The sequence below is a fragment of the Kytococcus sp. Marseille-QA3725 genome, from assembly GCF_054950055.1.
The window spans coordinates 14,829-37,598 of record NZ_JBUCLA010000002.1 but is presented as its reverse complement, the minus strand read 5'-3'; the positions used below and the strand labels follow the sequence as shown (position 1 = coordinate 37,598).

The 22,770-nt window shown below is 70.9% G+C and carries 23 protein-coding genes; 12 read left to right on the top strand and 11 right to left on the bottom strand.

Features of this window, described 5'->3' with window-relative positions:
* Nucleotides 1-238: 238 nt before the first annotated feature.
* Nucleotides 239-1,642 (top strand): 3'-5' exonuclease, encoded by a 1,404-nt coding sequence (locus ACY8FT_RS08215; RefSeq protein WP_462418449.1) that lies wholly within the window; start codon nt 239-241, stop codon nt 1,640-1,642.
* 121 nt (nt 1,643-1,763) lie between these two features.
* Here ACY8FT_RS08215 and ACY8FT_RS08210 read toward each other — a convergent pair whose 3' ends face one another.
* Together ACY8FT_RS08210 and ACY8FT_RS08205 are read right to left on the bottom strand one after the other, a co-directional pair.
* The gene (locus ACY8FT_RS08210; RefSeq protein ID WP_462418448.1) at nt 1,764-2,375 is read right to left on the bottom strand and encodes a hypothetical protein; all 612 of its coding nucleotides are present in this window, start codon (nt 2,373-2,375) and stop codon (nt 1,764-1,766) included.
* Nucleotides 2,376-2,466: 91 nt separating this feature from the next.
* The gene (locus ACY8FT_RS08205; RefSeq protein ID WP_462418377.1) at nt 2,467-3,822 is read right to left on the bottom strand and encodes an ISL3 family transposase; all 1,356 of its coding nucleotides are present in this window, start codon (nt 3,820-3,822) and stop codon (nt 2,467-2,469) included.
* 163 nt (nt 3,823-3,985) lie between these two features.
* Between ACY8FT_RS08205 and ACY8FT_RS08200 the strand changes: the two genes are divergently transcribed.
* From ACY8FT_RS08200 to ACY8FT_RS08170, 7 genes are all read left to right on the top strand, one after another.
* Nucleotides 3,986-4,261 (top strand): hypothetical protein, encoded by a 276-nt coding sequence (locus ACY8FT_RS08200; RefSeq protein WP_462418447.1) that lies wholly within the window; start codon nt 3,986-3,988, stop codon nt 4,259-4,261.
* Nucleotides 4,262-4,344: 83 nt separating this feature from the next.
* Nucleotides 4,345-6,216, top strand: coding sequence for a LamG-like jellyroll fold domain-containing protein (locus ACY8FT_RS08195; RefSeq protein WP_462418446.1), 1,872 nt, complete (start codon nt 4,345-4,347; stop codon nt 6,214-6,216).
* 46 nt (nt 6,217-6,262) lie between these two features.
* Complete coding sequence (locus ACY8FT_RS08190) at nt 6,263-7,099, top strand: PI-PLC domain-containing protein (RefSeq protein WP_462418445.1); 837 nt, start codon at nt 6,263-6,265, stop codon at nt 7,097-7,099.
* A gap of 100 nt (nt 7,100-7,199) precedes the next feature.
* Entirely contained in the window at nt 7,200-8,762 is a 1,563-nt protein-coding gene (locus ACY8FT_RS08185; protein ID WP_462418444.1) for an alkaline phosphatase D family protein, read from the top strand.
* Between the two features lie 38 nt (nt 8,763-8,800).
* The gene (locus tag ACY8FT_RS08180; RefSeq protein ID WP_462418443.1) at nt 8,801-9,640 is read left to right on the top strand and encodes a polysaccharide lyase family protein; all 840 of its coding nucleotides are present in this window, start codon (nt 8,801-8,803) and stop codon (nt 9,638-9,640) included.
* A gap of 285 nt (nt 9,641-9,925) precedes the next feature.
* On the top strand, nt 9,926-11,278 hold the full coding sequence (locus tag ACY8FT_RS08175; RefSeq protein WP_462419080.1) for a YjiH family protein: 1,353 nt from the start codon (nt 9,926-9,928) through the stop codon (nt 11,276-11,278).
* 88 nt (nt 11,279-11,366) lie between these two features.
* Nucleotides 11,367-12,161, top strand: a complete 795-nt coding sequence (locus ACY8FT_RS08170; RefSeq protein WP_462418442.1) for a putative hydro-lyase — start codon at nt 11,367-11,369, stop codon at nt 12,159-12,161.
* 54 nt (nt 12,162-12,215) lie between these two features.
* On the opposite strand, the gene ACY8FT_RS08165 is transcribed toward ACY8FT_RS08170, so the two are convergent.
* From ACY8FT_RS08165 to ACY8FT_RS08140, 6 genes are all read right to left on the bottom strand, one after another.
* Nucleotides 12,216-13,139 carry an endonuclease/exonuclease/phosphatase family protein gene (locus tag ACY8FT_RS08165; RefSeq protein ID WP_462418441.1) on the bottom strand — a complete coding sequence of 308 codons (924 nt, stop codon included), beginning with the start codon at nt 13,137-13,139 and terminating at the stop codon, nt 12,216-12,218.
* A gap of 138 nt (nt 13,140-13,277) precedes the next feature.
* Nucleotides 13,278-14,264, bottom strand: coding sequence for a glycine betaine ABC transporter substrate-binding protein (locus ACY8FT_RS08160; protein ID WP_462418440.1), 987 nt, complete (start codon nt 14,262-14,264; stop codon nt 13,278-13,280).
* 1 nt (nt 14,265) lies between these two features.
* Nucleotides 14,266-15,063, bottom strand: coding sequence for an ABC transporter permease (locus tag ACY8FT_RS08155; protein WP_462418439.1), 798 nt, complete (start codon nt 15,061-15,063; stop codon nt 14,266-14,268).
* The gene (locus ACY8FT_RS08150; RefSeq protein WP_462418438.1) at nt 15,060-16,208 is read right to left on the bottom strand and encodes an ABC transporter ATP-binding protein; all 1,149 of its coding nucleotides are present in this window, start codon (nt 16,206-16,208) and stop codon (nt 15,060-15,062) included. The genes ACY8FT_RS08155 and ACY8FT_RS08150 overlap by 4 nt, the downstream gene beginning before the upstream one ends.
* On the bottom strand, nt 16,205-16,846 hold the full coding sequence (locus ACY8FT_RS08145) for an ABC transporter permease (protein WP_462418437.1): 642 nt from the start codon (nt 16,844-16,846) through the stop codon (nt 16,205-16,207). The genes ACY8FT_RS08150 and ACY8FT_RS08145 overlap by 4 nt, the downstream gene beginning before the upstream one ends.
* Nucleotides 16,847-17,107: 261 nt before the next feature.
* Nucleotides 17,108-17,512, bottom strand: coding sequence for a YjbQ family protein (locus ACY8FT_RS08140; protein WP_462418436.1), 405 nt, complete (start codon nt 17,510-17,512; stop codon nt 17,108-17,110).
* 57 nt (nt 17,513-17,569) lie between these two features.
* Between ACY8FT_RS08140 and ACY8FT_RS08135 the strand changes: the two genes are divergently transcribed.
* Together ACY8FT_RS08135 and ACY8FT_RS08130 are read left to right on the top strand one after the other, a co-directional pair.
* The gene (locus tag ACY8FT_RS08135; protein ID WP_462418435.1) at nt 17,570-17,836 is read left to right on the top strand and encodes a type II toxin-antitoxin system VapB family antitoxin; all 267 of its coding nucleotides are present in this window, start codon (nt 17,570-17,572) and stop codon (nt 17,834-17,836) included.
* Nucleotides 17,833-18,228, top strand: a complete 396-nt coding sequence (locus ACY8FT_RS08130) for a type II toxin-antitoxin system VapC family toxin (RefSeq protein WP_462418434.1) — start codon at nt 17,833-17,835, stop codon at nt 18,226-18,228. The genes ACY8FT_RS08135 and ACY8FT_RS08130 overlap by 4 nt, the downstream gene beginning before the upstream one ends.
* A gap of 43 nt (nt 18,229-18,271) precedes the next feature.
* Here ACY8FT_RS08130 and ACY8FT_RS08125 read toward each other — a convergent pair whose 3' ends face one another.
* From ACY8FT_RS08125 to ACY8FT_RS08115, 3 genes are all read right to left on the bottom strand, one after another.
* Nucleotides 18,272-19,573, bottom strand: coding sequence for a GntP family permease (locus ACY8FT_RS08125; protein ID WP_462418433.1), 1,302 nt, complete (start codon nt 19,571-19,573; stop codon nt 18,272-18,274).
* An 82-nt stretch (nt 19,574-19,655) separates the two neighbouring features.
* On the bottom strand, nt 19,656-20,339 hold the full coding sequence (locus ACY8FT_RS08120; RefSeq protein WP_462418432.1) for a DUF805 domain-containing protein: 684 nt from the start codon (nt 20,337-20,339) through the stop codon (nt 19,656-19,658).
* A gap of 79 nt (nt 20,340-20,418) precedes the next feature.
* On the bottom strand, nt 20,419-21,078 hold the full coding sequence (locus ACY8FT_RS08115) for a cation transporter (protein WP_462418431.1): 660 nt from the start codon (nt 21,076-21,078) through the stop codon (nt 20,419-20,421).
* A 156-nt stretch (nt 21,079-21,234) separates the two neighbouring features.
* Here ACY8FT_RS08115 and ACY8FT_RS08110 point away from each other — a divergent pair, with 156 nt between their 5' ends.
* Together ACY8FT_RS08110 and ACY8FT_RS08105 are read left to right on the top strand one after the other, a co-directional pair.
* Nucleotides 21,235-22,206 (top strand): IS481 family transposase, encoded by a 972-nt coding sequence (locus ACY8FT_RS08110; protein WP_462417950.1) that lies wholly within the window; start codon nt 21,235-21,237, stop codon nt 22,204-22,206.
* 87 nt (nt 22,207-22,293) lie between these two features.
* On the top strand, nt 22,294-22,722 hold the full coding sequence (locus ACY8FT_RS08105) for a VOC family protein (protein ID WP_462418430.1): 429 nt from the start codon (nt 22,294-22,296) through the stop codon (nt 22,720-22,722).
* Nucleotides 22,723-22,770: the final 48 nt, after the last annotated feature.

The following is a 22,770-nucleotide window of genomic DNA, read 5'->3' as shown; positions in this document are numbered from 1 at the left end:
GGGCAAGCGGCTGTGGCCAGGTGGGGTGAATGGGGTGCAGGGTGACGAGCGAGCCGGTCGGCAGGGGGTGCCCACGCCATCCGCTTCCCCCGCTCCGCGTCGCGATCGCCCTGAGCTGGCGGCGTCCGAGGATGCACGCCAACCGACTTTCCCGTCGGACCTGACGCAGGAGTCCTCAGGGGCGGAACCGACGGCGACCGCTGTGGAGACCGGGCATGAGGCGCCCCCGCCTGAACCGTTGCCATCGCGGGCGACGCCGCGAGCCTCCACCTCGCATCGCACTCCCCGCGGCGTCGTCCAGACCCGACTCACCCGCAAGCGCCGCGACCACGACCCCGCCGGCGCGGTCTTCGCCGTGCTGGACGTCGAGACGACCGGCATCGAGCCGCCTGCCGCGCGCGTCGTCGAGGTCGCCGTCGTCCTGGTGACTAGTCGTGGTGAGGTCCTCGACGAGTTCACGACGCTCGTGGCCGCACCGGGTGGGGTGAAGGACTCCTGGCAGTTCCACGGCATCACGGATGTGGACCTCGTAGGTGCCCCCACGTGGTCGCAGGTGTGGCCGGAGCTGTCCTCGCTGCTCGAGGGTGCGGTCCTGGTCGCCCACAACCTGGAGTTCGACCTCGGCTTCCTCGCGGCGGAGACCAAGCGCATCAAGGGCCGGATGCCCAACATGCTCGCCCTGTGCACCCTGGAGACCGCGCGGGAGCAGCTGGACGGGCAGGCCTTCAGCCTGAAGTCCCTGCACAAGACGGTGAGCGGCGGATGGCGCAACGACGACCACAGCGCCCTGGGTGACGCCCGGGCCACTCGTGACCTGCTGCAGTGGCTGCTCCACGAGGGGCCGACACCCCTGCGACTCAACAAGCCCGTGCCTGAGTGGCAGGGGGCCGGCGCAGCCCCGACGGCGCCGGTGAAGGTGCGGCCCACCGAGTCGCCGGTGAGAGACCTCAGCGTGGTGGTCAACTCACTCCCTGACTCGCCGCGCCCTCGCCTGCCCGATGAGGAGCAGCGCGCTCGGTTCGTCGGGGAACTGCGAGATGCCTTGTCCGACGGTCGCTTGTTCGCCGATGAACTGGAGACTTTGGCTCGTCACGCCTTCGAGCTGCGTGCCACGAGGCAGGAACTGCTGGCCCTCGTCGAACCGGTGTGGACCGAGATGATGGCCGGCCGGGCCGGCCACAGCGCGGCAGAGGACCAGCGAGTTCGGCGGACGGCATCCGAGCTGGGCCTGGATGGCGTGGTGGTCCTGCCGGAGGCGGCGGTGCCCGAGTCAACGGCCGGTCCTTACGCGCGCATCCTGAGTGACTGGCGGGTCGCCTTCGTGGGTGACTCGGTCGAGCTCGAGGAACTCCGGGAGTTGGCGCTCGCCCACGGAGTGCGGGAGGCCAAGCGCGTGACCGAGACCGTGCGGGTCACGGTGCTGGAGCCAGGCGCCGCGGAGAACCGCAAGGTGGAACGGAGCCGTGAACTCGGCATCGACATCGTGGAGCCGGAGCGGTTCCGGCCCCTGTTGGAGCGTGCCATCGCGTCCGGCCGGGCGGCGGAGGACGCTCGCCGCGCCGAGCAGGCTGCGTGGCTCGAAGCGCGAGAGGCCCAGCGTGAGGAGGCGGAGGCCTACTGGCGCCACACGTGGAAGCGGTGAGGTGAGGGCAGGGGGTCCTGTGTGCCGGTGCTCTTCGGGTGCAGGAGTTCCCCTGCCCTGCGGCGGTGGGCGGAGTCAACTGGCTCCGCCCACCGCCGTCTCGTCCGCTACCGGCCGGGTGTCACTTGTCCTCGACGGCCTTCTTCTGCGCATCGAGCACCTTCAGCACGTCCTCCTCGGACACCTGCTCACCGTTGACAGCAACCGTGTTCTCGCCCACCTCGGCTGCTGCCAAGGTCATCGTCTGGGTCTCGCCCATGGCGCCGATCTTCATCTTGATGCCCCGGGCGTCCTCGTTCTCGAGCTTCTCGAAGGCCATCTTCATGCCGTAGGGCCCGCCGGAGAGCTCGCCGCAGTCGTCAGCCAGCTTCTCGACGGCGTCGATCCGCTTGCCGAACTCTTCCGCGCCGGGGCTCAGAGAGACCTCAGCAACCTTGTCCCCCTTCTTGAAGGTGGCGGTCGAGTTGTCGTCCTCGTTGGACGGCCCCAGGTCGTCCATGGCCTTCCCGGCGTCCTTGCACTCGTCGGAGACGTCTTCGAACATGAAGATGAAATCCTCGAAGGTCTGCTCGTCAGAGTCGCCGGATTCCTCGTCGGAGGAGTCCTCGGACTTGCTGGCCTTGTACCCGTCGAGGGGGAAGTTCTCCTCGGTCAGGAGCGCTGCCTTGGCATCCTCCTCGGAGAGTGCCTCGGGGCCACCGCCACAGGCGGACAGTCCGGTGGCGGCGAACATGGTGGTCAGTGCAGCAACTGCAATGCGGCGACGCATTCTTATCCCCTTTTTCTGGTGTGTGAGGCCTCAGAGTAAGGGGCTCGAAAGCGGCTCATCCGATCTGAGGGTGTAGTCGTGGTCTGAAGCCGCCGGCTTCGAGGAGGGATCGGGCGACGTAGTGGGTCAGGTTGCGGAAGCCGAGGGCGGACCCTCGGAGGTGCTCGAGGCGGCCGTTGATCGCCTCGGTCGGGCCGTTGCTCGTGCCCGGCAGGTCGAAGAATGCGAGTACGTCTTCGGCCCGCTTGGTCAGCGTCCGCCCGAGCGTGACGAGCTCGCTCAGGGCGGTGGGAACGCCACGAGTCACCGAGTCGATCACGGCGGTCATCAGTGCCCGGCCTTCGCGCCGGTCTGGGTGGCGGTAGGCGGCGATCATGCGTTGGTAGATGCCCCAGGTCGCCTCGACCTCGACGTGCTCCTCGTCGGCGAACAGGGACTCGATCCTGCGGGCCTGCTTGTCGGTGAGCAGGTTGGCGCCAGTGTGCAGGGTCCGCCGCGCGCAGTAGAGCGGATCGCCGGCCCGGCCGCGGTGGCCGTGGAGATCTTGCTGGACCCGTCGGCGACAACGGTCCAGGGCGTCACCAGCGAGCCGGACCACGTGGAAGGGATCCATCACCGCGACCGCGTCGGGGAGCTCCTCGGCCGCAGCAGTCTTGAACCCGGTGAACCCGTCCATCGCCACCACCTCCACCCTGTCGCGCCATGCCTGGGTGCGGGCAGCGAGCCAGGTCTTGAAAGTGCTCTTCGATCGCCCCTGGACCATGTCGAGCAGGCGTGCTGGACCCGTCCCGTCGCGGATCGGGGTCAGATCGATGACGACGGTGACGTACTTCTCGCCGCTTCGGGTATGGCGCCAGACGTGCTCGTCCACTCCGACCACGGTGACGCCGTCAAACCGGGTGGGGTCATCGATCAGGACCCGTCGGCCCTCGGCCAGGACCGCGTCATTGGCGGTGTCCCAGGCCACTCCCAGAGCCTCGGCCAACCTGGCGACAGTCAGGTGCTGGGTCACCAGGGCCACCAGCGCCCACCGCACCGCTGCACGCGACAGCTTCGCCCGCCGGTCCGCCGCCGCAGTGGTGTCCTGGCGCCACACCCGCCGGCACGCCTGACAGCCGAAGCGACGCACCCGGATCAGCAGCGTGGTGGGCCGCCACCCGAACGGCTCATGCGCCAGCTGCCGGGTCACCGTGCCCCGCGCGGCGCCCTCGGCCCCGCAGTGCCGGCAGAACGCGTCGTCATCGCCCGCGACCACCCGGCATTCCAGCACCGCCCGGTCAGGCTCCACGCGCTGGCCAACCGCAACGAGGCCAAGCTCGTCCAGGCGGGCGAAGGTCGTCAGATCAGGGGCATCAAAGGTAAGTTCACGCACGTCGAGGTCTTCTGGTCGGGTCGGTGTAGGAACCCCCATCATCAGGGGACCTCGACCCCTACCTCGGCCCGGTCACACCACCACTGCTACACCCTCAGATCGGAAGAGCCTCGAAAGCGGCAAGGCGGTCGCCCGCCCCGCACCCACCGCAACGCCCCGCTACCGTGACCCCCTCCGTCCGCGCGCCCGGTGAGGGGTTCCCTTGTTCAAGAAGATCCTTGGCGTCCTGATGATCCTGCTGGGCCTGCTGTGGTCCCTGGGCACCCTGCTCTTGCAGCTCGCGAAGCTCGGTGGAAGCGCGTACGGGCAGACCGGCAACAGCGTGTTCAACCCGGTCATCTGGCAGAACGACCCGTCCTATGCCATGGGCGCCATGGTCGCGCTGCTGATCATGCTGGCCATCGGGGCCCTCCTGATCTTCTTCGGCGTCCGCCTGTTCGGGGGCAAGCGACGCGCACCGCAGCAGCGCATCCACTGAGCGCCCGAGGACAACCCGCCCCGTTCCCGCGCGGACACGTCCGCGCCATCCAACGGTCATGTGGGCCACCTAGGTTCGCCCCCATGTGCCGCGAGAACTCCTGCGCCCCCGGCGACACCCCGTCCCGCCGCGCCGTCATCCTGGGCAGTGGAACCGCCGGCCTGACCGGTGTGCTCTCCGGCCTGGGGTCCGGCCCCGCCCACGCCGCCGACGCGACCGACACCCCGGCCGATGCCGAGACGGTCACCTCCCGCCCGGTCGGCGGCCAGTGCGCCGGCGACCGCCAGTTCACCCTGGCGGTGATGCCCGACACCCAGTACCTGTTCGACGACGACTCCATCCACCCCGAGCCGCTCACCGCCTCGCTGAAGTACCTGCAGCGCGAGCGCCGCCGCCAGGACATCGCGTTCCTGGCCCACCTGGGCGACCTCACCGAGAACGGCCTGCGCCACGAGGTCGAGGCCTTCGACCGCGCGTGGGACCGGCTGCGCCACACGGGCATCCCGTTCTCCCTGCTGGCCGGCAACCACGACGTGGGCAACGACACCACCGACGACCGCGGGCAGACCCCCTACCTGGACGCCTTCGAGCGCTCGACCTCCGACCCGGGCGTGCTGTCGGTGAGCCCCGACGGCTACAGCACCGCCCACACGTTCACCGCCGCCGGGCGGGAGTGGATGGTGCTGGCGCTGGACTGGCGCCTGTCGGAGTCCGGCCTGGCCTGGGCCGACCGCGTCCTGACGCGTCACCGCATCCCCACCATCCTCACCACCCACGAGCTCGTCCACGCCGATGCCGGGGACGGCGCCGCCCAGCTCTCGCCCTACGGGGCGCAGCTGTGGGACCGCCTGGTGCGCCGCCACGACCACGTGTTCCTCACCCTGAACGGCCACTTCTGGCCCTCGGGGCGCACCACGCTCACCAACGACGCCGGCCACGAGACCCACCTGCACCTGGCCAACTACCAGCAGCGCTACTACGGCGGCGCCGCCATGATGCGGCTCTACCTGTTCGACCTGGAGCGTGGCGTCATCGACGTGGAGACCCTGGCCCCGTGGGTCTCCGAGCGCGACCCGGAGCGCCGCAACGAGCAGATGGCTGAGGAACTCGTGGTCACCGGTGAGCTGGACCGCTTCACCGTGGAGATCGACTTCGACGAGCGCTTCGCCGACTTCGCCCCGGCCCCCGAGATGCCCGAGCAGTCCCCGGCGCAGGTTCTGGTGCGCGACACCGTGGCCTACTGGCGCTGGGACGACCAGCGCGGCGCCACCCTGCTCCCGGGGCAGCAGGTGCGCGACCTCTCGGGCAGGGGCAACCACCTGGAGGTGGTGGCCGGTGGCCACGCCATCGAGGTGACCGAGGACCACCACCCCGAGCAGCCGGGCCACGCCAGCATCGCCCTGGGCGGTCCGGAGAAGGCCTCGGGCGATCACCTGCGCACCGTCGCCGCGGCGCCGCTGAACACCGAGACCTTCGAGCGTGGCTACACCGTGGAGGCCTTCTTCCGGATGCCCGAGCAGTGGACCGACCGCGATGCGTGGACCGCGCTGCTCTCCCGGGAGGGCGCCGCCGAGCGCGCCGGCAAGACCGGGGGCGATGCCGAGGAGCCGGTGGTGACGCTGAGCCTGTCGGGCGAGCGCCAGCTGCAGTGGGTGGCCTACCCGACCTCGCTGGACACCTCGCTGACCAACTGGGGCCACGAGCTGCGCCTGGGCCGGTGGTGGCACGTGGCCGTGGTGAACGACCACCGCCACACGACGATGTACGTCGAGGGCTGCCCGGTGGTGCGCAACCCGCTGACCCGCAACCGCGGCCTGACCACGCTGGACGAGCGCTGGCTGCTGGGCGCCTACACCTGGGACGGCGCCATCGACGCGATCACCCGGTGCAGCCTGGGCGACGTGCGCATCGCCGCCCGCGCGCTGGACCCGGAGGAGTTCATGACCCGCTGCTGAGGGCACATTCACCCCGCGTTCTCCCGCCTGTGGTGACCTGGCGTCCATGCGCTCCCTCATCGCCCGCCCCGTCCTCGCCCTCACCGCCCTGGCCCTGGCGGCCACTGCCGCTCCCGCGTCCGCCAGGACCGTCACCGACGGCGTCGAGCCGCTACCGCAGGCCCACGCCCACAACGACTACGAGCACGACCGCCCCCTGCTCGACGCGCTCTCCCACGGCTTCACGTCGGTGGAGGCCGACGTCTGGCTGGTGGACGGCCAGTTGTGCATCGGGCACGTCGCGCCGGACTGCGACCGCACGCTGCAGGACCTCTACGTGGACCCGCTGGTGGACATCGCCGCCGAGAACGGCGGCGACGTGTACGAGGGCCACGCCGAGCCCGTGCGCCTGCTCGTGGACGTGAAGTCCGGCGGCGAGGGCGTCCGGGAGGTGCTGGAGCGCGAGCTGCCCGCCCACGGGGACGCCATCACCTCCTGGAAGGACGGGCAGGAGCGCGCCGGCGCGGTCGAGGTGGTGCTCAGCGGTCAGCTGGCCGACACCACGTGGCAGGACGACGAGCGCTGGGTGGCCTCCGACGGCCGGTTCGACAGCCCCACCACCGACGCCGCCGATGCGGGGGAGGTGCCGGTGGTCTCCGCCAACTGGTACGACCACTTCAGCTGGATGGGCATGGGCTCGATGCCGAGCGAGCAGCGGGAGCGGCTGCACGCCATGGTGGCCGACGCCCACGCGGACGGACGTGAGGTGCGCTTCTGGGGCACCCCGGACACGATCTGGCTGCGCGAGAACGTCTGGCGCGAGCTGCTGGACGCGGGCGTCGACCGGATCAACACCGACCACCTGGCCGAGGCGGAGGAGTTCCTGCGGGTGCGGCAGGCCTGAGGGGGCGGCCACCACCTATAACCCAACGTTCACCAGGCCATCACGCGGAAGACAGAGCGTTCTGTCCCACGGTTCACTCCCGTGACCTGTCCTGTCCCGCATGCCATCTTCCGCCCAGCGCCTGCCCCTGCCCGTCACCAACGTCTCCCGCCGCACCCTCCTGGGGGTCGCGGGACTCTCCGCCACCACGCTGGCCCTGGGGGTCGAGGCGCCCGCCGCGGCAGGCGGCCCCGCGCCGACCGCTCCCCCGTTCACCCTGGGCGTGGCGGCAGGTACGCCCACGGCCACCTCCATGGTGCTCTGGACCCGGCTGGCCACCGATCCGCTGGCCGCGGACGGTCACGGCGGCATGGCCGGCCGACCGGTGTCGGTGCACTGGGAGGTGGCGCGCGACGCGGCGTTCACCGATCGCGTGGCCACCGGGCACGCCCTGGCCCAGCCGGAGCTGGCCCACTCGGTGCACCCGCAGGTCACCGGCCTGGAGCCCGGGGTGGAGTACCACTACCGCTTCCGCACCGGCCCCCACACCAGCCCCGCCGGTCGCTTCCGCACCCTGCCGGCCGTCGGGGCGGAGGTGGAGTCCTTCTCGTTGGGCCTGGCCTCCTGCCAGGCCTGGTACCACGGCCACTTCACGGCCTGGAAGCACATGGCCGCCGAGCAGGACCTCGACCTCATCGTGTTCACCGGCGACTACATCTACGAGTACGGCATCCGCAGCGGCGACAACCTGTGGCGCCAGGGGGAGCAGCTGGGTCCCGAGCACGCCGAGGAGGTGCAGACGCTGGCCCAGTACCGGCTGCGCTACTCCCTGTTCAAGACCGACCCCCACCTGCAGGCCGCCCACGCCCGCGCCGCCATGGTGGCCACCTGGGACGACCACGAGGTGGAGAACAACTACGCGGGCAGCCAATCCCAGTACGACCTGGACGAGCAGGACTTCCTGCTGCGCCGCGCCGTGGCCTACCGCGCGTTCTACGAGAACCTGCCGCTGGGCCCGCAGGCCCTGCCCGACGGTCCGCACAGCCGCATCCACCACAGCCTGGACGTCGGTCGCCTGGCAAGGCTGTCGCTACTGGACACCCGCCAGTTCCGTGACCCGGTGCCGGAGGACGAGGCCCGCCTGGACGACCTCGAGCGCAGCATCCTCGGCGCCGAGCAGGAGGCCTGGCTGAGCGACCAGCTGAGCACCTCCCTGGCCACCTGGAACCTGCTGGCCGACGGCGTCGCGATGGTGCCCGTCACCGACGACCGGGTGGACCAGTGGGACGGGTTCCCGGCCGCCCGCCAACGGCTCATGCAGCAGCTGGCCCGAGTGAGCAACCCCGTGGTGCTCACCGGCGACATCCACCACCACGCCGCCGCCGAGCTGTGGGCCGACCCGGACGCGCCCGAGGCGGAGGCCGAGTCCGTGGCCGTGGAGCTCATCTGCAGCTCCATCGCCTCCGATGGTGACGGCCACCCCGGTGGCCCCTCGGACTGGACCAGCCACCCCTACGTGCGTGCCATGGATGCCCGCCGCGGGTACGTGCACATCACCCTGACCCCGCAGGAGATGCACTCGCGCTTCGTCATCGTGCCCTGGATCGAGGCCGACGACACCGCCCCGGCCGACACAGTCTTCGCGTTCCGCACCCCGGCCGGCTCGCGCCGACTGTTCGCCTGAGCCGCATCCCCCTGCCCACCCGCTGAGAGGACCTCCTCATGACCACCCGCCCCCGCCCCGTCACCGGGCTGACCGCCTCCGGTGACCTCATGGCCATCCACCTCACCTGGGACGCACCCGAACACGGTCTGCTGGTGGACCACCACCGCGTCCACGCCCTGCCCACACCGCAGGTCACCCGCCGCTTCCTCCGCGATCCCGGTGAGGAGACGGTGGCGGCCCGCACGCTGTACCCGCACGCCGACCACGAGGGACTCTCGCCGAAGGGGGAGGACTGGACCCACGTGGTCGTGACGGTGGATGCCGCCGGCCAGGAGTCGCGGCCCACCGCTCCGGTGCGGGCGCGCTCGCGGACCTCCGTGACCACCGCTCGCGCCGTGGCCCAGATGGGGGAGTTCGACCGGCGCAGCCTGGAGTTCCGCCACGCCCCGGACGGCTACAAGACGATCCCGGTGGACCACCCCGACGGCGTGATCACGGTGGGGCCGGAAGACGGCCCCGAGCAGTGGCCCTTCCTGCTGCCCGGGCCCGGCGACGCGTGGGCCGGCTCGCGGCCCTACACCCTGCGCTGGACCGTGCGCGTGGAGGAGCCGGTGTCCCAGCCCGCCGTGGCGCTGTGGGGCATCGACACGACGCGCCTCGGCAGTCGGCTGGAGGTCGAGCTGGGCGCGTGGCAGGAGAGCGTCGACCTGCCCGCCGGCGGCACCCGCGGCTCCCGGGAAGGCGATGCCACGGTTCCCGGCACCGCGCTGACCCCCTTCGCCCTCGAGCGGACGCTGCCTGACACCCTGCCCGCGGGCGAGCACACGCTCACGGTGCGGGTGGCCGAGGGTGGGTGGCTGGCTTGGGATGCCGCGGGGCTGTTCGACCTCTCCTGATCCCTCGGGGGGCACCTTGGCCAACTTGGTGGTGCTGCCGGCCGCCTGGGCGTTCGACATGCATCTGCTGGCCCACCGCAACCCGGCACCGATGCCGCTGTTGGACGTCACCGGCCCCGGTGGCTCGGTGACGTCTCGGTCTTCTGGGCCTGTGGTGTCACCCCGCAGGTGGTGCTCGAGGTCTCCGGCACGCCGTGGGATCTCGCGCACGCGCCGGGTCACGACTCCGCAAAGGGCCGCGCGGCGGCGTGCCGTGCCCCCGGTGCGGCCGGTTCGCTGACCCGCATGAGCCACTTCATGCCACCGGTGCCCAACGAGGACCCCACGGCCCCGAACGCGTCCGCGCAGGCGACCACCGCCCAGCTGGTGCGCAGCCTGCTGGCCAGCCTCGTCGGCATCCTGGCCTTCTTCGTGCCCTTCACGGTGGGTGGCACCAGCTCGATCGCGCTGGACCACATCGTCACCTGGGTCCAGGAGGCGGTGCCGCAGGTGGTGCCGTGGGTGCTGTTGGCAATGGTGATCGGCGGCGCGATCGTGCCGTTCGTCCAGGGCTCGTGGCGGCGCAGCACCACCGACGTGGTGTTCAGCGTCGCCAAGGTCATCGGTGCGGTGGTGGGCTGCCTCATCGTCTTGGACGCGATGCCGGGGTGGCTGGCCGCGCCGAGCATGGGCCCCTTCCTGTGGGAGAAGCTCGTCACCTCGGTGGGCCTGCTCATCCCGGTCGGTGCCATCTTCCTGGCGCTGCTGGTCAGCTACGGACTCATGGAGTTCGTCGGGGTGCTCATGCAGCCGATCATGCGGCCGGTCTTCCGGACGCCGGGGCGCTCGGCCATCGACGCCGTCGCCTCTTTCGTCGGCAGCTACTCCCTCGGCCTGCTCATCACCGACCGCGTCTACCGCGAAGGGCGCTACTCCGGCCGCGAGGCCGCCATCATCGCCACCGGATTCTCCACCGTCTCGGCAACGTTCATGGTGGTGGTGGCCAAGGCGCTGGACCTCATGGGCCACTGGAACACCTACTTCTGGGGCACGCTGGTCATCACCTTCGTCGTCACGGCCGTGACGGTGCACATCTGGCCGCTCAGCTCCATCCCGGACGAGGGGTACCAGGGCCGCGAGGTGGAGCCGGAGGAGCGCCCGGAGGGCTCCCGCCTCGCGGCCGCCTGGCGCGCGGCCGAGGAACAGGCCGCCGTGGCGCCGTCGCTGCCGCGCGCGATCTGGGAGAACCTGCGCGACGGCCTGCTGATGGCCATGGCGATCCTGCCATCGATCCTCTCGGTGGGCCTGGCCGGCCTGCTGCTGGCCGAGTACACGCCGGTCTTCGACTGGCTGGGCTACGTCTTCTACCCGATCACCAAGCTGCTGGGCCTGCCCGAGGCGATGCTGGCGGCCAAGGCCAGCGCGCTGGGCATCGCCGAGATGTTCCTGCCGGCCTCGCTGGTGACCGGGGCGCCGATGGTCACCAAGTTCACCGTGGCGGTGGTGTGCGTCAGCCAGATCATCTTCTTCTCGGCCCTGGTGCCCTGCATCGTGGCCACCGAGATCCCGCTGAAGATGCGCGACCTGGTGATCATCTGGTTCGAGCGGGTGGTGCTGACGCTGCTCATCACCATCCCGGTGGCGCACCTGCTGTTCTGAGGGGGGTCGCGTGTGGGCGCCGGTTGGCCCCGTCGGCCACCGGCACCATCCCAGCGCCGAGCGCCACGGCCCCGCCTACGCTCGATCCATGACATCGCCTGCTGCACCCACCCCACCCGCCGTGACCGCCGCCCGCGAGGCCCGGGCCCGCTACCGCGCGGGCGAGGTGCGGCCCACCAGCGGCGTCGCGCCGGGCATCACGCAGGCCAATCTGGTGGTGCTGCCGGCGGACTGGGCGTTCGACATGCTGCTGCTCGCGCATCGCAACCCGGCCCCGATGCCGCTGCTGGACGTCACCGACCCCGGCGACCCGACCACCTCCTGGGCCGAGGGGGCCGACCTGAGCACCGACCTGCCGGCCTACCGCATCTGGCGCGAGGGCCGCGTGGTGGACGAGGTGCCCGACGCGACCGAGCACTGGGCCGCCGACGCGGTCGCCTTCCTGCTGGGCTGCTCGTTCGGCTTCGAGCACGCGCTGCAGTCCGCCGGGGTGCCGGTGCGCAACATCGACCAGGGGCGCAACGTGGCGATGTACCGGACGAACCGTGCGCTCGTCCCCGCCGGTCGGCTGCACGGGGAGCTGGTGGTCTCCATGCGCCCGATACCGCTGTCGCTGGTGCCGCTGGCCACCACCGTCAGCGAGGGCGTGCCGTTGGCGCACGGCGCCCCGGTGCACGCCGGTGACCCGGCGGCCCTGGGCATCGACGACCTGGGCAGTCCCGACTTCGGGGAGGCGACAGACCTGGAACCCGACGACGTGCCCGTCTTCTGGGCCTGCGGCGTCACCCCGCAGGCGGTGCTCGAGGCCTCCCGCCCGCCGTGGGCGATCACGCACGCCCCGGGCCACATGTTCGTCACCGACGTGCTCGACGGGCGACGCTGAGGCCCGGGGTGCTGCCGGGGGGTCGGCCCTCGAGCGGCCCCGGCGCCCCCGCCCTCAGCCCATCCGCACCAGCGCCTGCACCGGGGTGTGGTCCGACGGCCACACCCCGCGCGGACGGGCGGTGTTGATGCCGACCTCGAGCACGCGCACCCCGGGGGTGGCCAGCACCCAGTCGATGCGCTTCTCGCCCACGACCGGTGCCTCGTAGTCCGGGAAGGTGCCCCACCGCGGGGTCAGGCGCTCGCCGGCCACGTGCCAGGTGTCCCGGTAGGTGGCGGTCAGCGTCGAGTAGGGCGCCGACTCGTCGGCGAGGGCGTTGAAGTCGCCGGTCACCAGCACGGGCACGCCGGCGAACCGCTCGCGCAGGGCGGCGACCACCTCGGCGCTGCGGCGGCGGGCGTTCTCGGACTCGTGGTCGAAGTGGGTGTTCACGTGCACCAGCTGGGTGCCGGTCTCGGTGTCGGAGAAGCGACCCCAGGTGACGATGCGCGGCACCGAGTTTCCCCAGGTGGCCGAGCCGATGACGTCCGGGGTGTCCGAGAGCGCGAACTGGTCCCACTCCAGCAGCGTGAAGCGGCGGGCGTCGTAGAGGATCGCGCTGTACTCGCCCTTCGAGCCACCCTCGCGGCCGAAGCCGATCATGCGGTGGTGAGGCAGGCTCTCCTCCAGGGCGGGCAGCTGGGTGAACTCGGCCTCCTGAACGCCCAGCAGGTCGGGCCGCTCCGTGCGCAGCAACTGGGTGACGGCCGGGCGGCGGGTCGGCCAGTGGTCCGGGCTGGAGGGCGGCGTCCCCTCCTTGTCGAAGCGGATGTTGAAACTCATCACGTGCACCAGACCGCGGCGGGAACGGCCGATGACGGGGTGGCTGGCGCGGCCGGTGTTGGCGCTGGCCGGGTGGACGGCCATGCTGGCGGCCGCGGCCGCGCTCATGCCGGCGATGGCCGAGCGACGCGACGGGTGGTTGCTGCTGATGTCCACTGTTCCTCCTGGGGGTGTGAAGGGCAGTGCGACGCTAGGAATCTCAGGTGTCCACCAGGTGGCCGGGCGATGTGTGGGGCGTGGACGGAGAGCACAGAACGAGCAAGCGTTCCGTTCACCGGCGTCTCGACGAACGTGTCACGCCTCGGTGACGAATCCTTGGTCCAGCAGCCACTCCCACGCGACCTCGGCGGGGGCTCGTCCCTCGACGTCCACCTGGGCGTTGAGCTCCATGAGCGCGTCGTCGGTCAGCTTCTTGCTCAGCGGCGCGAACAGCTGCTCCACCTCGGGGTGGGCCGCTGCGAACTCCTCGGTGACCACCAGGGCGGCGTTGTACTTGGGGAAGTAGTCCTTGTCGTCCTCGACCACCTGCAGGTCCAGTGCCTCCAGCCTCCCGTCGGTAGCGAACACGACTCCCAGGGTGCAGCGCCCGCTGTCGATGGCCTCGTACACGGCGCCGGTGTCCAGCTCGCTCACCTGGCTGCCGGACACCGCATCGGCCAGCCCGTACTCCGCGAGCCACGGGTCGAACCCGTCGTCACGGGCGGCGAACTCCGCGTTCACGCAGAAGCTCAGGTCGTCCGAAGACAGGCCCGCGAGCTCGCTGGACTTCTTGATGCCCAGCTTCTCGGCGGTCTCGGCCCGGGTGGCGAAGGCGTAGGTGTTGTTCATGGGGGCGGGGTTCATCCACACCAGGCCGTTCTCACGGTCGGCCCGGCGCACGGCCTCGAACTGCTCGTCCTCGTCGGCGATGGGCTCGGTCTCACCCAGGTAGCTGATCCAGGCGGTACCGGTGTACTCCCACTGCAGCTGCACCTGGTTCTCGACCAAGGCCTGCCGCGCAGCGGTGGACCCCGGGATGTCGGTGTAGTCCGCGACCTTCGCTCCCGCCGAACGGAGCATCTCCACGGTCATCTTGCCCAGGATCACCTGCTCGGTGAAGTTCTTGGACCCCACCGCCACCTCCGCACCGGTGAGGTCGATGTCGGCCAGCTTCCCCTGCAGCGCGCCGGACGGGGTGTGACCACCAGCGGTCCCCAGCCCGCACCCGGCCAGCGGGGCGAGGGCAGCCAAGGAGAACCCGGTCAGCACCAGGCGGCGGGGCAACTCTCGGTGAGGACTCATCTCACATTCCCTTCGGGCGGGCGAAGTACTCCAGGACCCGCCCGGCCCAGTCGATGACGAGGGCCAAGAGCGCCACGAGCAGGCCGCCGGAGACGAGGATCGACGGGCGGAACAGGTTGATGCCGGTGGCGATGAGCGTGCCCAGCCCACCGGCGTCGATGAACGTGGCGAAGGCGGCGGCGCCGACCAGCAGCACCAGGGCGGTGCGCAGGCCGGTCGCGATCACGGGTACGGCCATCGGCAGCTCGATGCGGGTGAGCACCCCCCATCGGGACATGCCCATGCCCCGGGCCGCCTCCACCAGCGTCGGGTCCACCCCCTCCAGTCCGGTGATGGTGTTGCGCAGCACCGGGAGGAACGCGTACACGGTCAGTGAGCCGACGGCCGTCCAGAAGCCGAAGCCGAGCCAGATGGCCAGCAGCACGAGGATGCCGATGACCGGGGCCGCCTGCGCTGCGTTGGCGATGCCGAGGACCACGGGGGCGGCCCGGCGCACCCCGGGGCGGGTCAGCGCGACCCCCAGGGGGACGGCGGTCAGCATCACCAGGACGGTGCACACCAGCGTGAGCACGACGTGCTCCTGCGTGAGGGACCAGATGTTCGCCCAGGCCAGGGTGCGCTCCTCGATGCTGTCGAGGTCGGCGGTGCTGCGCCAGACGGCCCAGGCCCCGCCGGTTGCCAACGCCAGCAGGGGCATCCCCAGCAGGAGCCCGAGGCTCTCCCGGTCGAGTGTGCGTCGGGTCGAGGCGGTGGTGTCCGTGCCGGCCATCGTCGGGTCTTCGGTGTCGGCTGCCGTCATCGCCCGACCTCCTCCGCCTCGGCATGGGCCGCCCGCAGGTGGTCGGTCACCGTGTCGAAGGTGGCCACCCCGGCGTACGTGCCGTCCCGGTCCACCACGATGGTGCCACCGTGTGAGGACGACAGCATCACGTCCATGGCGTCGTGCAGCGTGGCACGTCGGTCCACCACGGTGAGGTCGGCGGAGGGCGCGGCCACGTGGTCCCCGCGCAGCCCCCGCACGTGCACCCACCCCACCGGACGGTCCCACTCGTCGAGGAGTACCACGCTCCGCTCACCCGCGGACTCGACTCGGTGCCGCACCTCGGTGACGGGTTCACCGACGTGGGCGGTGGGGCGGCGCTCCATGCGGGCGTCCTCCACCCGGGTCAGCGTCAGCTGCTTGAGGGCGGAGCCCGACCCGACGAAGTCCTCCACGAACTCGTCCGCCGGGGCGGCCAGCACGTTCTCGGGGGTGTCGTACTGGGCGATCCGCGCGCCCTCCCGGAGGATCAGGATCCGGTCGCCCAGCTTGATGGCCTCGTCGATGTCGTGGGTGACGCACACGACCGTCTTGCCGAGTTCGGCCTGGATGCCGATCATCTCGTCCTGCAGACGCTGGCGGGTGATGGGGTCGACCGCGCCGAACGGCTCGTCCATGAGGATCACCGGCGGGTCGGCCGCCAGTCCCCGGGCCACGCCGACGCGCTGCTGCTGACCCCCTGAGAGCTCCCGCGGGTAGCGGTCGCGGTACCGGCTCGGATCCAGTCCCACCATGTCGAGCAGCTCGTCCGCCCGGCGCCGGGTCCGTGCCTTGCCCCACTTCAGCAGGCCAGGCACCAGGCCGATGTTCTGGGCCACGGTCATGTGCGGGAAGAGGCTGCCGCCCTGGATGACGTACCCGATCTGCCGCCGCAGGGTGTTGAGGTTCTTCTCCCGGACGTTCTCGCCCCCGACGAGGATGCGGCCCGCGGTCGGCTCGATGAGGCGGTTGACCATCTTGAGCGAGGTGGTCTTGCCGCAGCCGGACGGGCCGACGAACATGACGAATTCGCCCGCGGGCACGGTCAGCGACAGGGCGTCCACGGCCGGCTGGGAACCGGGGGAGTATCGCTTGGTCACCTCCTCGAACACGATCTCTGCGCCGGTGGTGTGGTTGCTGTTCATACGGAGATCCCCTTGGAGGTGGTGAGGCGGGCGAGTCCGGACAGCAGCGCATCCAGCAGGAGGGCCAGGGCGACCACGCCCACGGTGCCCACCAGTGCGTAGTTCAGGGCGTTCACGCCGCCGATCTGGGCGAGTCCGGTGAAGATGTAGCCGCCGAGCCCCGGCCCCAGCGCGTATGCCGCGATGGCGGCCACACCCATCGCCATCTGGGTGGAGACCCGGATGCCGGTGAGGATCACTGGCCACGCGAGCGGCAGGCGGACCCGCCACAGGGTGGTCAGCCACCCCATCCCGAGGCCGTGCGCGGACTCCACCAGGGTGCCGTCGATCTGCTGCAGGCCGACCACGGCGTTTCTGAGGATCGGCAGGGTCGCGTAGAAGGCGACGGCCAGCACGGACGGGAGGGTGCCGATGCCGACCAGGGGCAGCAGGATGCCCAGGAGGGCGAAGGAGGGCAGGGTCAGTCCGATGGAGGACAGTGCGTTGGCCACCGGCGCGAGCCCGCGCACCTGCGTGACGAGCACTGCGAGTGCCAGTGCCACCACGGTGGCGAGGGCGACGGACTGCACCACCAGCGACACGTGCTGGAAGGAGCGGAATCCGATGTCCGTCCACCGGTCGGCGAGGAAGTCGCCCACGAGGGTCTCCGTCTGGTTGAGTGCGGGGGGGGCTCCTCGAGAGTAGGCGGTGGGTGAGCCCGGGGCCGGCAGGGCCCGTTCAGACGCTGGGAGGTGCTGACCTCGCGGGCCGACCATCCTCAGGGTCCGGACCCTCCTCCAGGGGATCCTCTCCCTTGCAGGGGGATTCGGTGCATGTCGAGGGATTTCTCGCCTGTGCCGCGGCCTCCCGCCGTGACGGTGCCCATGAGGGCGCCTGCGGGCTCTGCGCCCGCCCACCCCTCAGCCGGCCAGGAAGCTCAACCGCACGGTGCGCACCGGGTTGTCCACGTTGAGGTCCACCAGACACACCGACTGCCAGGTGCCCAGCATCATCCGCCCGTCCACCACCGGCACGGTCGCGTGCGGCGGCACGATCGCCGGCATCACGTGGGAGCGCCCGTGACCGGGTGTGCCGTGCGCGTGGCGCCACCGGTCGTCGGCGGGCAGCAGGTCGCCCAGCGCGGCCAGCAGGTCGTCGTCACTGCCGGCGCCGGTCTCGATGACGGCGATGCCCGCCGTCGCGTGCGGCACGAACAGCTGCAGCAGTCCGTCACCCTGCCCGGCGACGAACTCCGCACAGTCGCGGGTGATGTCGAGAACGACGTCCTGACTGCCGGTGCGGTACTCGCGCGTCGTGGTCTGCATGGGGCGATCCTAACGAGAAGGAACCATGGTGTAAGAGGTGAGGTGTACGGTGTATCCATGGCGCTGAACATCAAGAACGAGCGGGTGCACGAGCTCGCCCGCCGGGCCGCGCAGGTCGGGGGGACCACGCAGACCGGGGCGCTCGAGGTGGCGCTGGAGGAGTACCTCGCCCGGCACGGTGCCACCGGGGCCGAGGGGGAGGGCCGACTCGAGCGGGCGACGGTGCTCGTGGAGCAGATCCGTGGCGGGCTCGTGCTCGACGGCGGCGCCTCCCTGAGTGACGACCTCGCGGACCTCTACGACGCCGAGGGGCTGCCGCGGTGATCGTGGACAGCTCGGCGATCGTCGCCGTGCTGCAGGGGGAGCCCGAGGCAGAGGCGCTCCTGCGTGCGATGGCCACCGCGCCGGCCCTGTCGATGTCGACCGCCACCTTCGTGGAGTGCGCCGTCGTGGTGGACCGGCGGGCCACGGCAGCCACCCGGCGTCGACTCGACGAGCTGTTCGAGGTGCTCGGGATCGAGCTGGTGCCGCTGACGGCGGAGCACGCCCACCTGGCGCGCGAGGCGTACCGCGACTTCGGGAGGGGCAGCGGCTCACCGGCCCGGCTCAACCTGGGGGACTGCTACTCCTACGCGCTGGCGGCGCAGACGGGGGAGCCGCTGCTGTTCGTCGGGGAGGACTTCACGCACACCGACCTGGTGGCGGTCGAGTACTGAGTGCGGACCGGGTGGATTCGCCCACGTCCTGTCCGCTACCCCCTCAGAAGGCCCCGACGGCCAGGCCCAGCCCGGCCACGGTGAGCGCGCCCAGGAAGGGGATGGCCACCGTCAGCACGAAGATGTCCTTGTACGACTCGCGGTGGCTCATGCCGCAGACCAGCAGCAGGGTCACGATCGCGCCGTTGTGCGGCAGCGAGTCCCAGCTGACGGCGGACATCGAGGAGACGCGGTGCATCAGCTCCATAGAGATGCCCTGGTCCTGCGCCTGCTGCACGAGCTGCTCGCCGAACGCCTCGAGTGCGATCGTCAGGCCTCCCGAGGCCGATCCGGTCACGGCGGACACCGCCGAGGTGGACAGGCCGGCCGTCACGACCGGGTTGTCGCTCACGCCGAAGACCGCGTCGCGGATGCCGGCGAAGGCCGCCAGCGAGGCGATCGTGGCGCCGTAGCCCACCTCGGAGGCGGTGTTGAAGATCGGCAGCACCGCGTTGCGCGCACCCTCGGACAGGTCACCCATGAACTGTCCCGCCTGCCGGTGGTTGAGCAGCACGATGAGCAGGCAGCCGGCCACCATCGCGGTGGTCACCGACCACAGGGCCGCGACCGCCGAGAGCTTGACGCCGCCGAACTTCTCCTCGGCCAGGTACGAGGTGTCCATCTGCTCGAGCACCACGTAGGTCATGAGCGCGTTGACGGCGACGACCACCAGGATGGGCAGCAGCGCCAGCAGCCCGCGACTGGTCGGGGCCTTCTCACCCGGCTCCTTCTCCTGGCTCTCGCGCCAGCTCGCCGTCAGGTCGTCCGAGCGGGTGGTGCCCTGTTGCTCGGCCTGCGACAGGTCGTGGAAGGACTCACCGGCCGCCTTCAGCGAGCGCTCGCGGTAGGTCAGCCAGAGCATGCCCAGCCCGAACACCAGTGCACTGCCGAGGAGGCCCAGCCCGGGTGCGGCGAAGCTGTCGGTGCCGAACCACTTGGTCGGGATGATGTTGTGCACCTGAGGGGTGCCGGGCAGGGCCGCGCTGGCGAAGGTGAACACGCCGAAGGCGACCGCTCCCGGCATCAGGCGGCGGGGCACGTCGGCGGCCTGGAAGAGGGTCATGGCGATGGGGAAGATCGTGAACACGACCACCCACCCGTTCACGCCGCCGTAGGTCAGCAGGCCGGTGGCCGCCACCGTCACCAGCAGCGCGTGCCGGGGTCCGAGCACGTGCATGGCCAGGTCGGCCACGGCCGTGGCGTAGCCGCTGGAGGTCATGAGCTGACCGAAGATCGCCCCCACCAGGAAGAGCGGGAAGAACGAGGTGATGAAGCCGCCGGCCGCCGGCATGAAGACCTGCGTCACGGGGACCCGGCCATGATGCGGACCCTCGGCCGGCCCGGCTAGCCCCTCTTCCCCTCGTGGCCGAATCGTGATGCACCAGCCGTCAGGGGCTGTTGCGGCTCACCGTCCGGGTCGGTCCGTCGAAGCGGGCGCCCTCGAGCGTCGAGGGCATGACCGACATGACGAAGACGACGAAGGCACCGACGAAGTTCACGAACGGGATGACACCCAGCAGGTACCACCACCCGGAGAAGCCGGCGTCGTGCAGGCGGCGCACGCCGACCGGGACGAAGGCCAGGCCGATGACGAGGCAGAAGACGTAGTAGACGATGATGCACGCGACGAACAGCGGCGTCGGCTCACCGGAGCTGTCCGTGGTGGCCAGTCCGACCACCGCCATCACGATCGCCGCCGGGATGCTGATCAGGAGGCTCATCAGGGTCAGCCACCAGTACTGACTGCGCGACGAACGGCCGTGGAACTGCGTGAGACGACCGATCCAGTCCTTGACGGCCTCCAGGAATCCGACGGACGGGGGGTGGGCAGCGGGCCGGGGCCGTACCCGGGGAAACCCGGGCCGTAACCGGGCCCGGGGTAGCCGTACGGAGGAAAGCCGGGCTGACCGTGGGCGCCGGGGCCGTAAGCGGGCGGGAAGGGCTGTGACACGTGATGCTCCTGTGCGAGGTGTGCCCCGGCACAGACGACGCTCGGCCGGACCGGGCTGCGGGTGTGTTCTGCTGCGTCCTCGCAACGTAGAGCGGGTGCCTGTCGTGGTCCTTCCCACCATGGTGGGGACCGTGCGGTGGGTTGCCCTGCCGGGGTGGTGGCCCGCCTCCACCCCGGTGTGAACCCGTGGTCGTACGGGCTCAGTCCTCCACGTCCTCGCCGGCCAGCGCCTTGGCGGCCAGTCGCTCCTCGGTGGCCACCTCCCAGACCTCCTTGGCCGCACCGACGTTCAGCAGGATGATGAAGACGCCCAGCACCAGGTCCGGCCACCCGTTGCCGACCCAGGCGGTGAGCACACCCATCGTGATGATGGCCAGGTTCACCAGCACGTCGTTGCGGGCGGTGAGGAAGGCCGCGGCCGTCATCGAGCCGCCGTGGTGGCGCACCCGCATCAGCAGCAGGGCGCAGATGCCGTTGACCACCACCGCGCCGCCGGCGGTGAGCACCAGGGAGAGCACGTCCGGGGCGGCCGGGTCACTCGCCTCGCGGAAGGCACCCCACGCGGCGGCCAGCGCCGGCACCAGGATGATGCCCGCCATCACCTTGCCGGCCAGCGCACGCCGGGCCAGCGGCCACCCCAGGGCCAGGAAGATCAGCAGGTTGACCGCGGTGTCCTCCAGGAAGTCCGCGCTGTCGGCCAGCAGCGAGACCGAGCCGATCGACAGTGCGACCGCGGCCTCGACGAAGAAGTAGGCCAGGTTCAACCCCGCGACCGTCAGGACGATGCGGCGCAGCAGGCGGGGCTCGACCAGGGGGCGGTCGACGGGCTCGTCCGTCGCGGCGTCGTGGCTCGTGGGCATGTGCTCAGGGTCCCACCGCGAGATCGCGTCCGCCGCCGCCACCCGGCCCTAGGTGTTCTCGGCCAGGAGGTTGGTAGCAGTGGTAGGGGCTTGGACGTGGGAGAACCTCCGGCTGGGATGTGGCTTGTCTAGGGCCCACAACCAGCGGAGGTTCTCGTGTCCCACGGTAGTGCCCGTCTGACTGTCCATGGCAGGCGGTTGATCGTTCAGCGGTACCAGGCAGGGTGGAAACAGGCTCATATCGCCGCGGCGATGGGTGTCTCTCGCAAGACCGTGGCGACGTGGATCGCCCGGTATGCCGCCGAGGGTGAGGCCGGGTTGCTCACACGGTCCTCCCGGCCGCACTCGATGCCGCGGCGTACGGCCCCGCACATCGAGACCGAGGTGGTGGCGGCCCGGGCGCGTCACCGGGTCGGGCAGGACGTCCTGGCGGCCCGGGTCGGTGTCCCAGCGCGCACGATCAACCGGATCCTGCACCGTCACGGTGTGGCCCTGCTGCGGGACTGCGACCCGTTGACCGGACAGGTCATCCGGGCATCGAAGGCCACCACGGTCCGCTACGAGCGGGACCGTCCCGGTGAGCTGGTCCACGTGGACGTGAAGAAGATCGGGAAGATCCCCGACGGTGGTGGGTGGCGGGCCCGTGGGCGGGCGGCCACCCAGGTGGCGAAGTGTCGGCGGGGCCCGGTGGGGTACGACTACGTGCACTCGATGGTCGATGACCATTCCCGGTTGGCCTACAGCGAGATCCACGACGACGAGAAGGCCACCACCTGCGCGGGATTCCTCGCCCGGGCCGCGGCCTACTTCGCCGCCCACGGGATCGGCACGATCGAGCGGGTGATGAGCGACAACGCGCTGGCCTACCGCAAGAGCACGGTCTTCGCCCAAGCGGTGGCCGTCCTGGGGGCCCGGCAGGTCTTCATCCGCCCGCACTGCCCGTGGCAGAACGGGAAAGTCGAACGCTTCAACCGGACCCTGGCAAGCGAGTGGGCCTACCGACAGGTCTTCACCAGCAACCAGGCCCGCCGCGAGGCGCTTGCACCCTGGCTGGAGCACTACAACACTGACCGCGGCCACAGCGCCCTGGGAGGACTCCCACCCACCAGCCGACTGTCACCAACCTGATGGCCGAGAACACCTAGGCTCGGGTCGGAGGGCGGCCGATCGGTCGCCCCGCACCGCGGCAGCGCCGCCCCCACACAGGAGGTCCCCGTGACCGAGCACACCAACATGCTCTCCCCGTACATCCAGTTCAACGGCCGGGCCCGTCAGGCGCTGGAGTTCTACGCCTCGGTCCTGGGTGGCACCCCGCGCATCCTCACCTTCGGCGAGGCCGGGGTGGAAGGCATGGGCGCGCCCGAGGCGGTCATGCACGGTCAGCTCGAGACCGAGGGCGGCTACGTGCTCATGGCGGCCGACGGCACGCGCCCGGAGGACGAGGTGGTCCGGGGCGGCATGAACCTGGTGCTCTGGGGCAGCGACGAGGCGACCCTGCGCGGGTACTTCGACGGCCTGGCCCGGGGAGGCAGGGTGAACATGCCGATGGAGAAGCAGATGTGGGGCGACGTCTACGGCGACCTGACCGACCGGTTCGGCATCAACTGGGGCTTCAACGTGGGCACCTCGGAGCCGTCGGTCTGAGCCGCTGCCGTCGGGGACCTGCGCGGTGCCCCTACCAGGGGTGGAGGC

Coding starts and splice junctions, on each gene's coding strand:
- ACY8FT_RS08210 (WP_462418448.1), bottom strand. CDS start 2,375: ATGTTCGCCGCCACCGGACTGTCCGCCTGTGGCGGTGGCCCCGAGGCA.
- ACY8FT_RS08205 (WP_462418377.1), bottom strand. CDS start 3,822: ATGGGGGTTCCTACACCGACCCGACCAGAAGACCTCGACGTGCGTGAA.
- ACY8FT_RS08195 (WP_462418446.1), top strand. CDS start 4,345: ATGTGCCGCGAGAACTCCTGCGCCCCCGGCGACACCCCGTCCCGCCGC.
- ACY8FT_RS08190 (WP_462418445.1), top strand. CDS start 6,263: ATGCGCTCCCTCATCGCCCGCCCCGTCCTCGCCCTCACCGCCCTGGCC.
- ACY8FT_RS08185 (WP_462418444.1), top strand. CDS start 7,200: ATGCCATCTTCCGCCCAGCGCCTGCCCCTGCCCGTCACCAACGTCTCC.
- ACY8FT_RS08180 (WP_462418443.1), top strand. CDS start 8,801: ATGACCACCCGCCCCCGCCCCGTCACCGGGCTGACCGCCTCCGGTGAC.
- ACY8FT_RS08175 (WP_462419080.1), top strand. CDS start 9,926: ATGAGCCACTTCATGCCACCGGTGCCCAACGAGGACCCCACGGCCCCG.
- ACY8FT_RS08170 (WP_462418442.1), top strand. CDS start 11,367: ATGACATCGCCTGCTGCACCCACCCCACCCGCCGTGACCGCCGCCCGC.
- ACY8FT_RS08160 (WP_462418440.1), bottom strand. CDS start 14,264: ATGAGTCCTCACCGAGAGTTGCCCCGCCGCCTGGTGCTGACCGGGTTC.
- ACY8FT_RS08155 (WP_462418439.1), bottom strand. CDS start 15,063: ATGACGGCAGCCGACACCGAAGACCCGACGATGGCCGGCACGGACACC.
- ACY8FT_RS08150 (WP_462418438.1), bottom strand. CDS start 16,208: ATGAACAGCAACCACACCACCGGCGCAGAGATCGTGTTCGAGGAGGTG.
- ACY8FT_RS08140 (WP_462418436.1), bottom strand. CDS start 17,512: ATGCAGACCACGACGCGCGAGTACCGCACCGGCAGTCAGGACGTCGTT.
- ACY8FT_RS08135 (WP_462418435.1), top strand. CDS start 17,570: ATGGCGCTGAACATCAAGAACGAGCGGGTGCACGAGCTCGCCCGCCGG.
- ACY8FT_RS08120 (WP_462418432.1), bottom strand. CDS start 20,339: ATGGTGGGAAGGACCACGACAGGCACCCGCTCTACGTTGCGAGGACGC.
- ACY8FT_RS08115 (WP_462418431.1), bottom strand. CDS start 21,078: ATGCCCACGAGCCACGACGCCGCGACGGACGAGCCCGTCGACCGCCCC.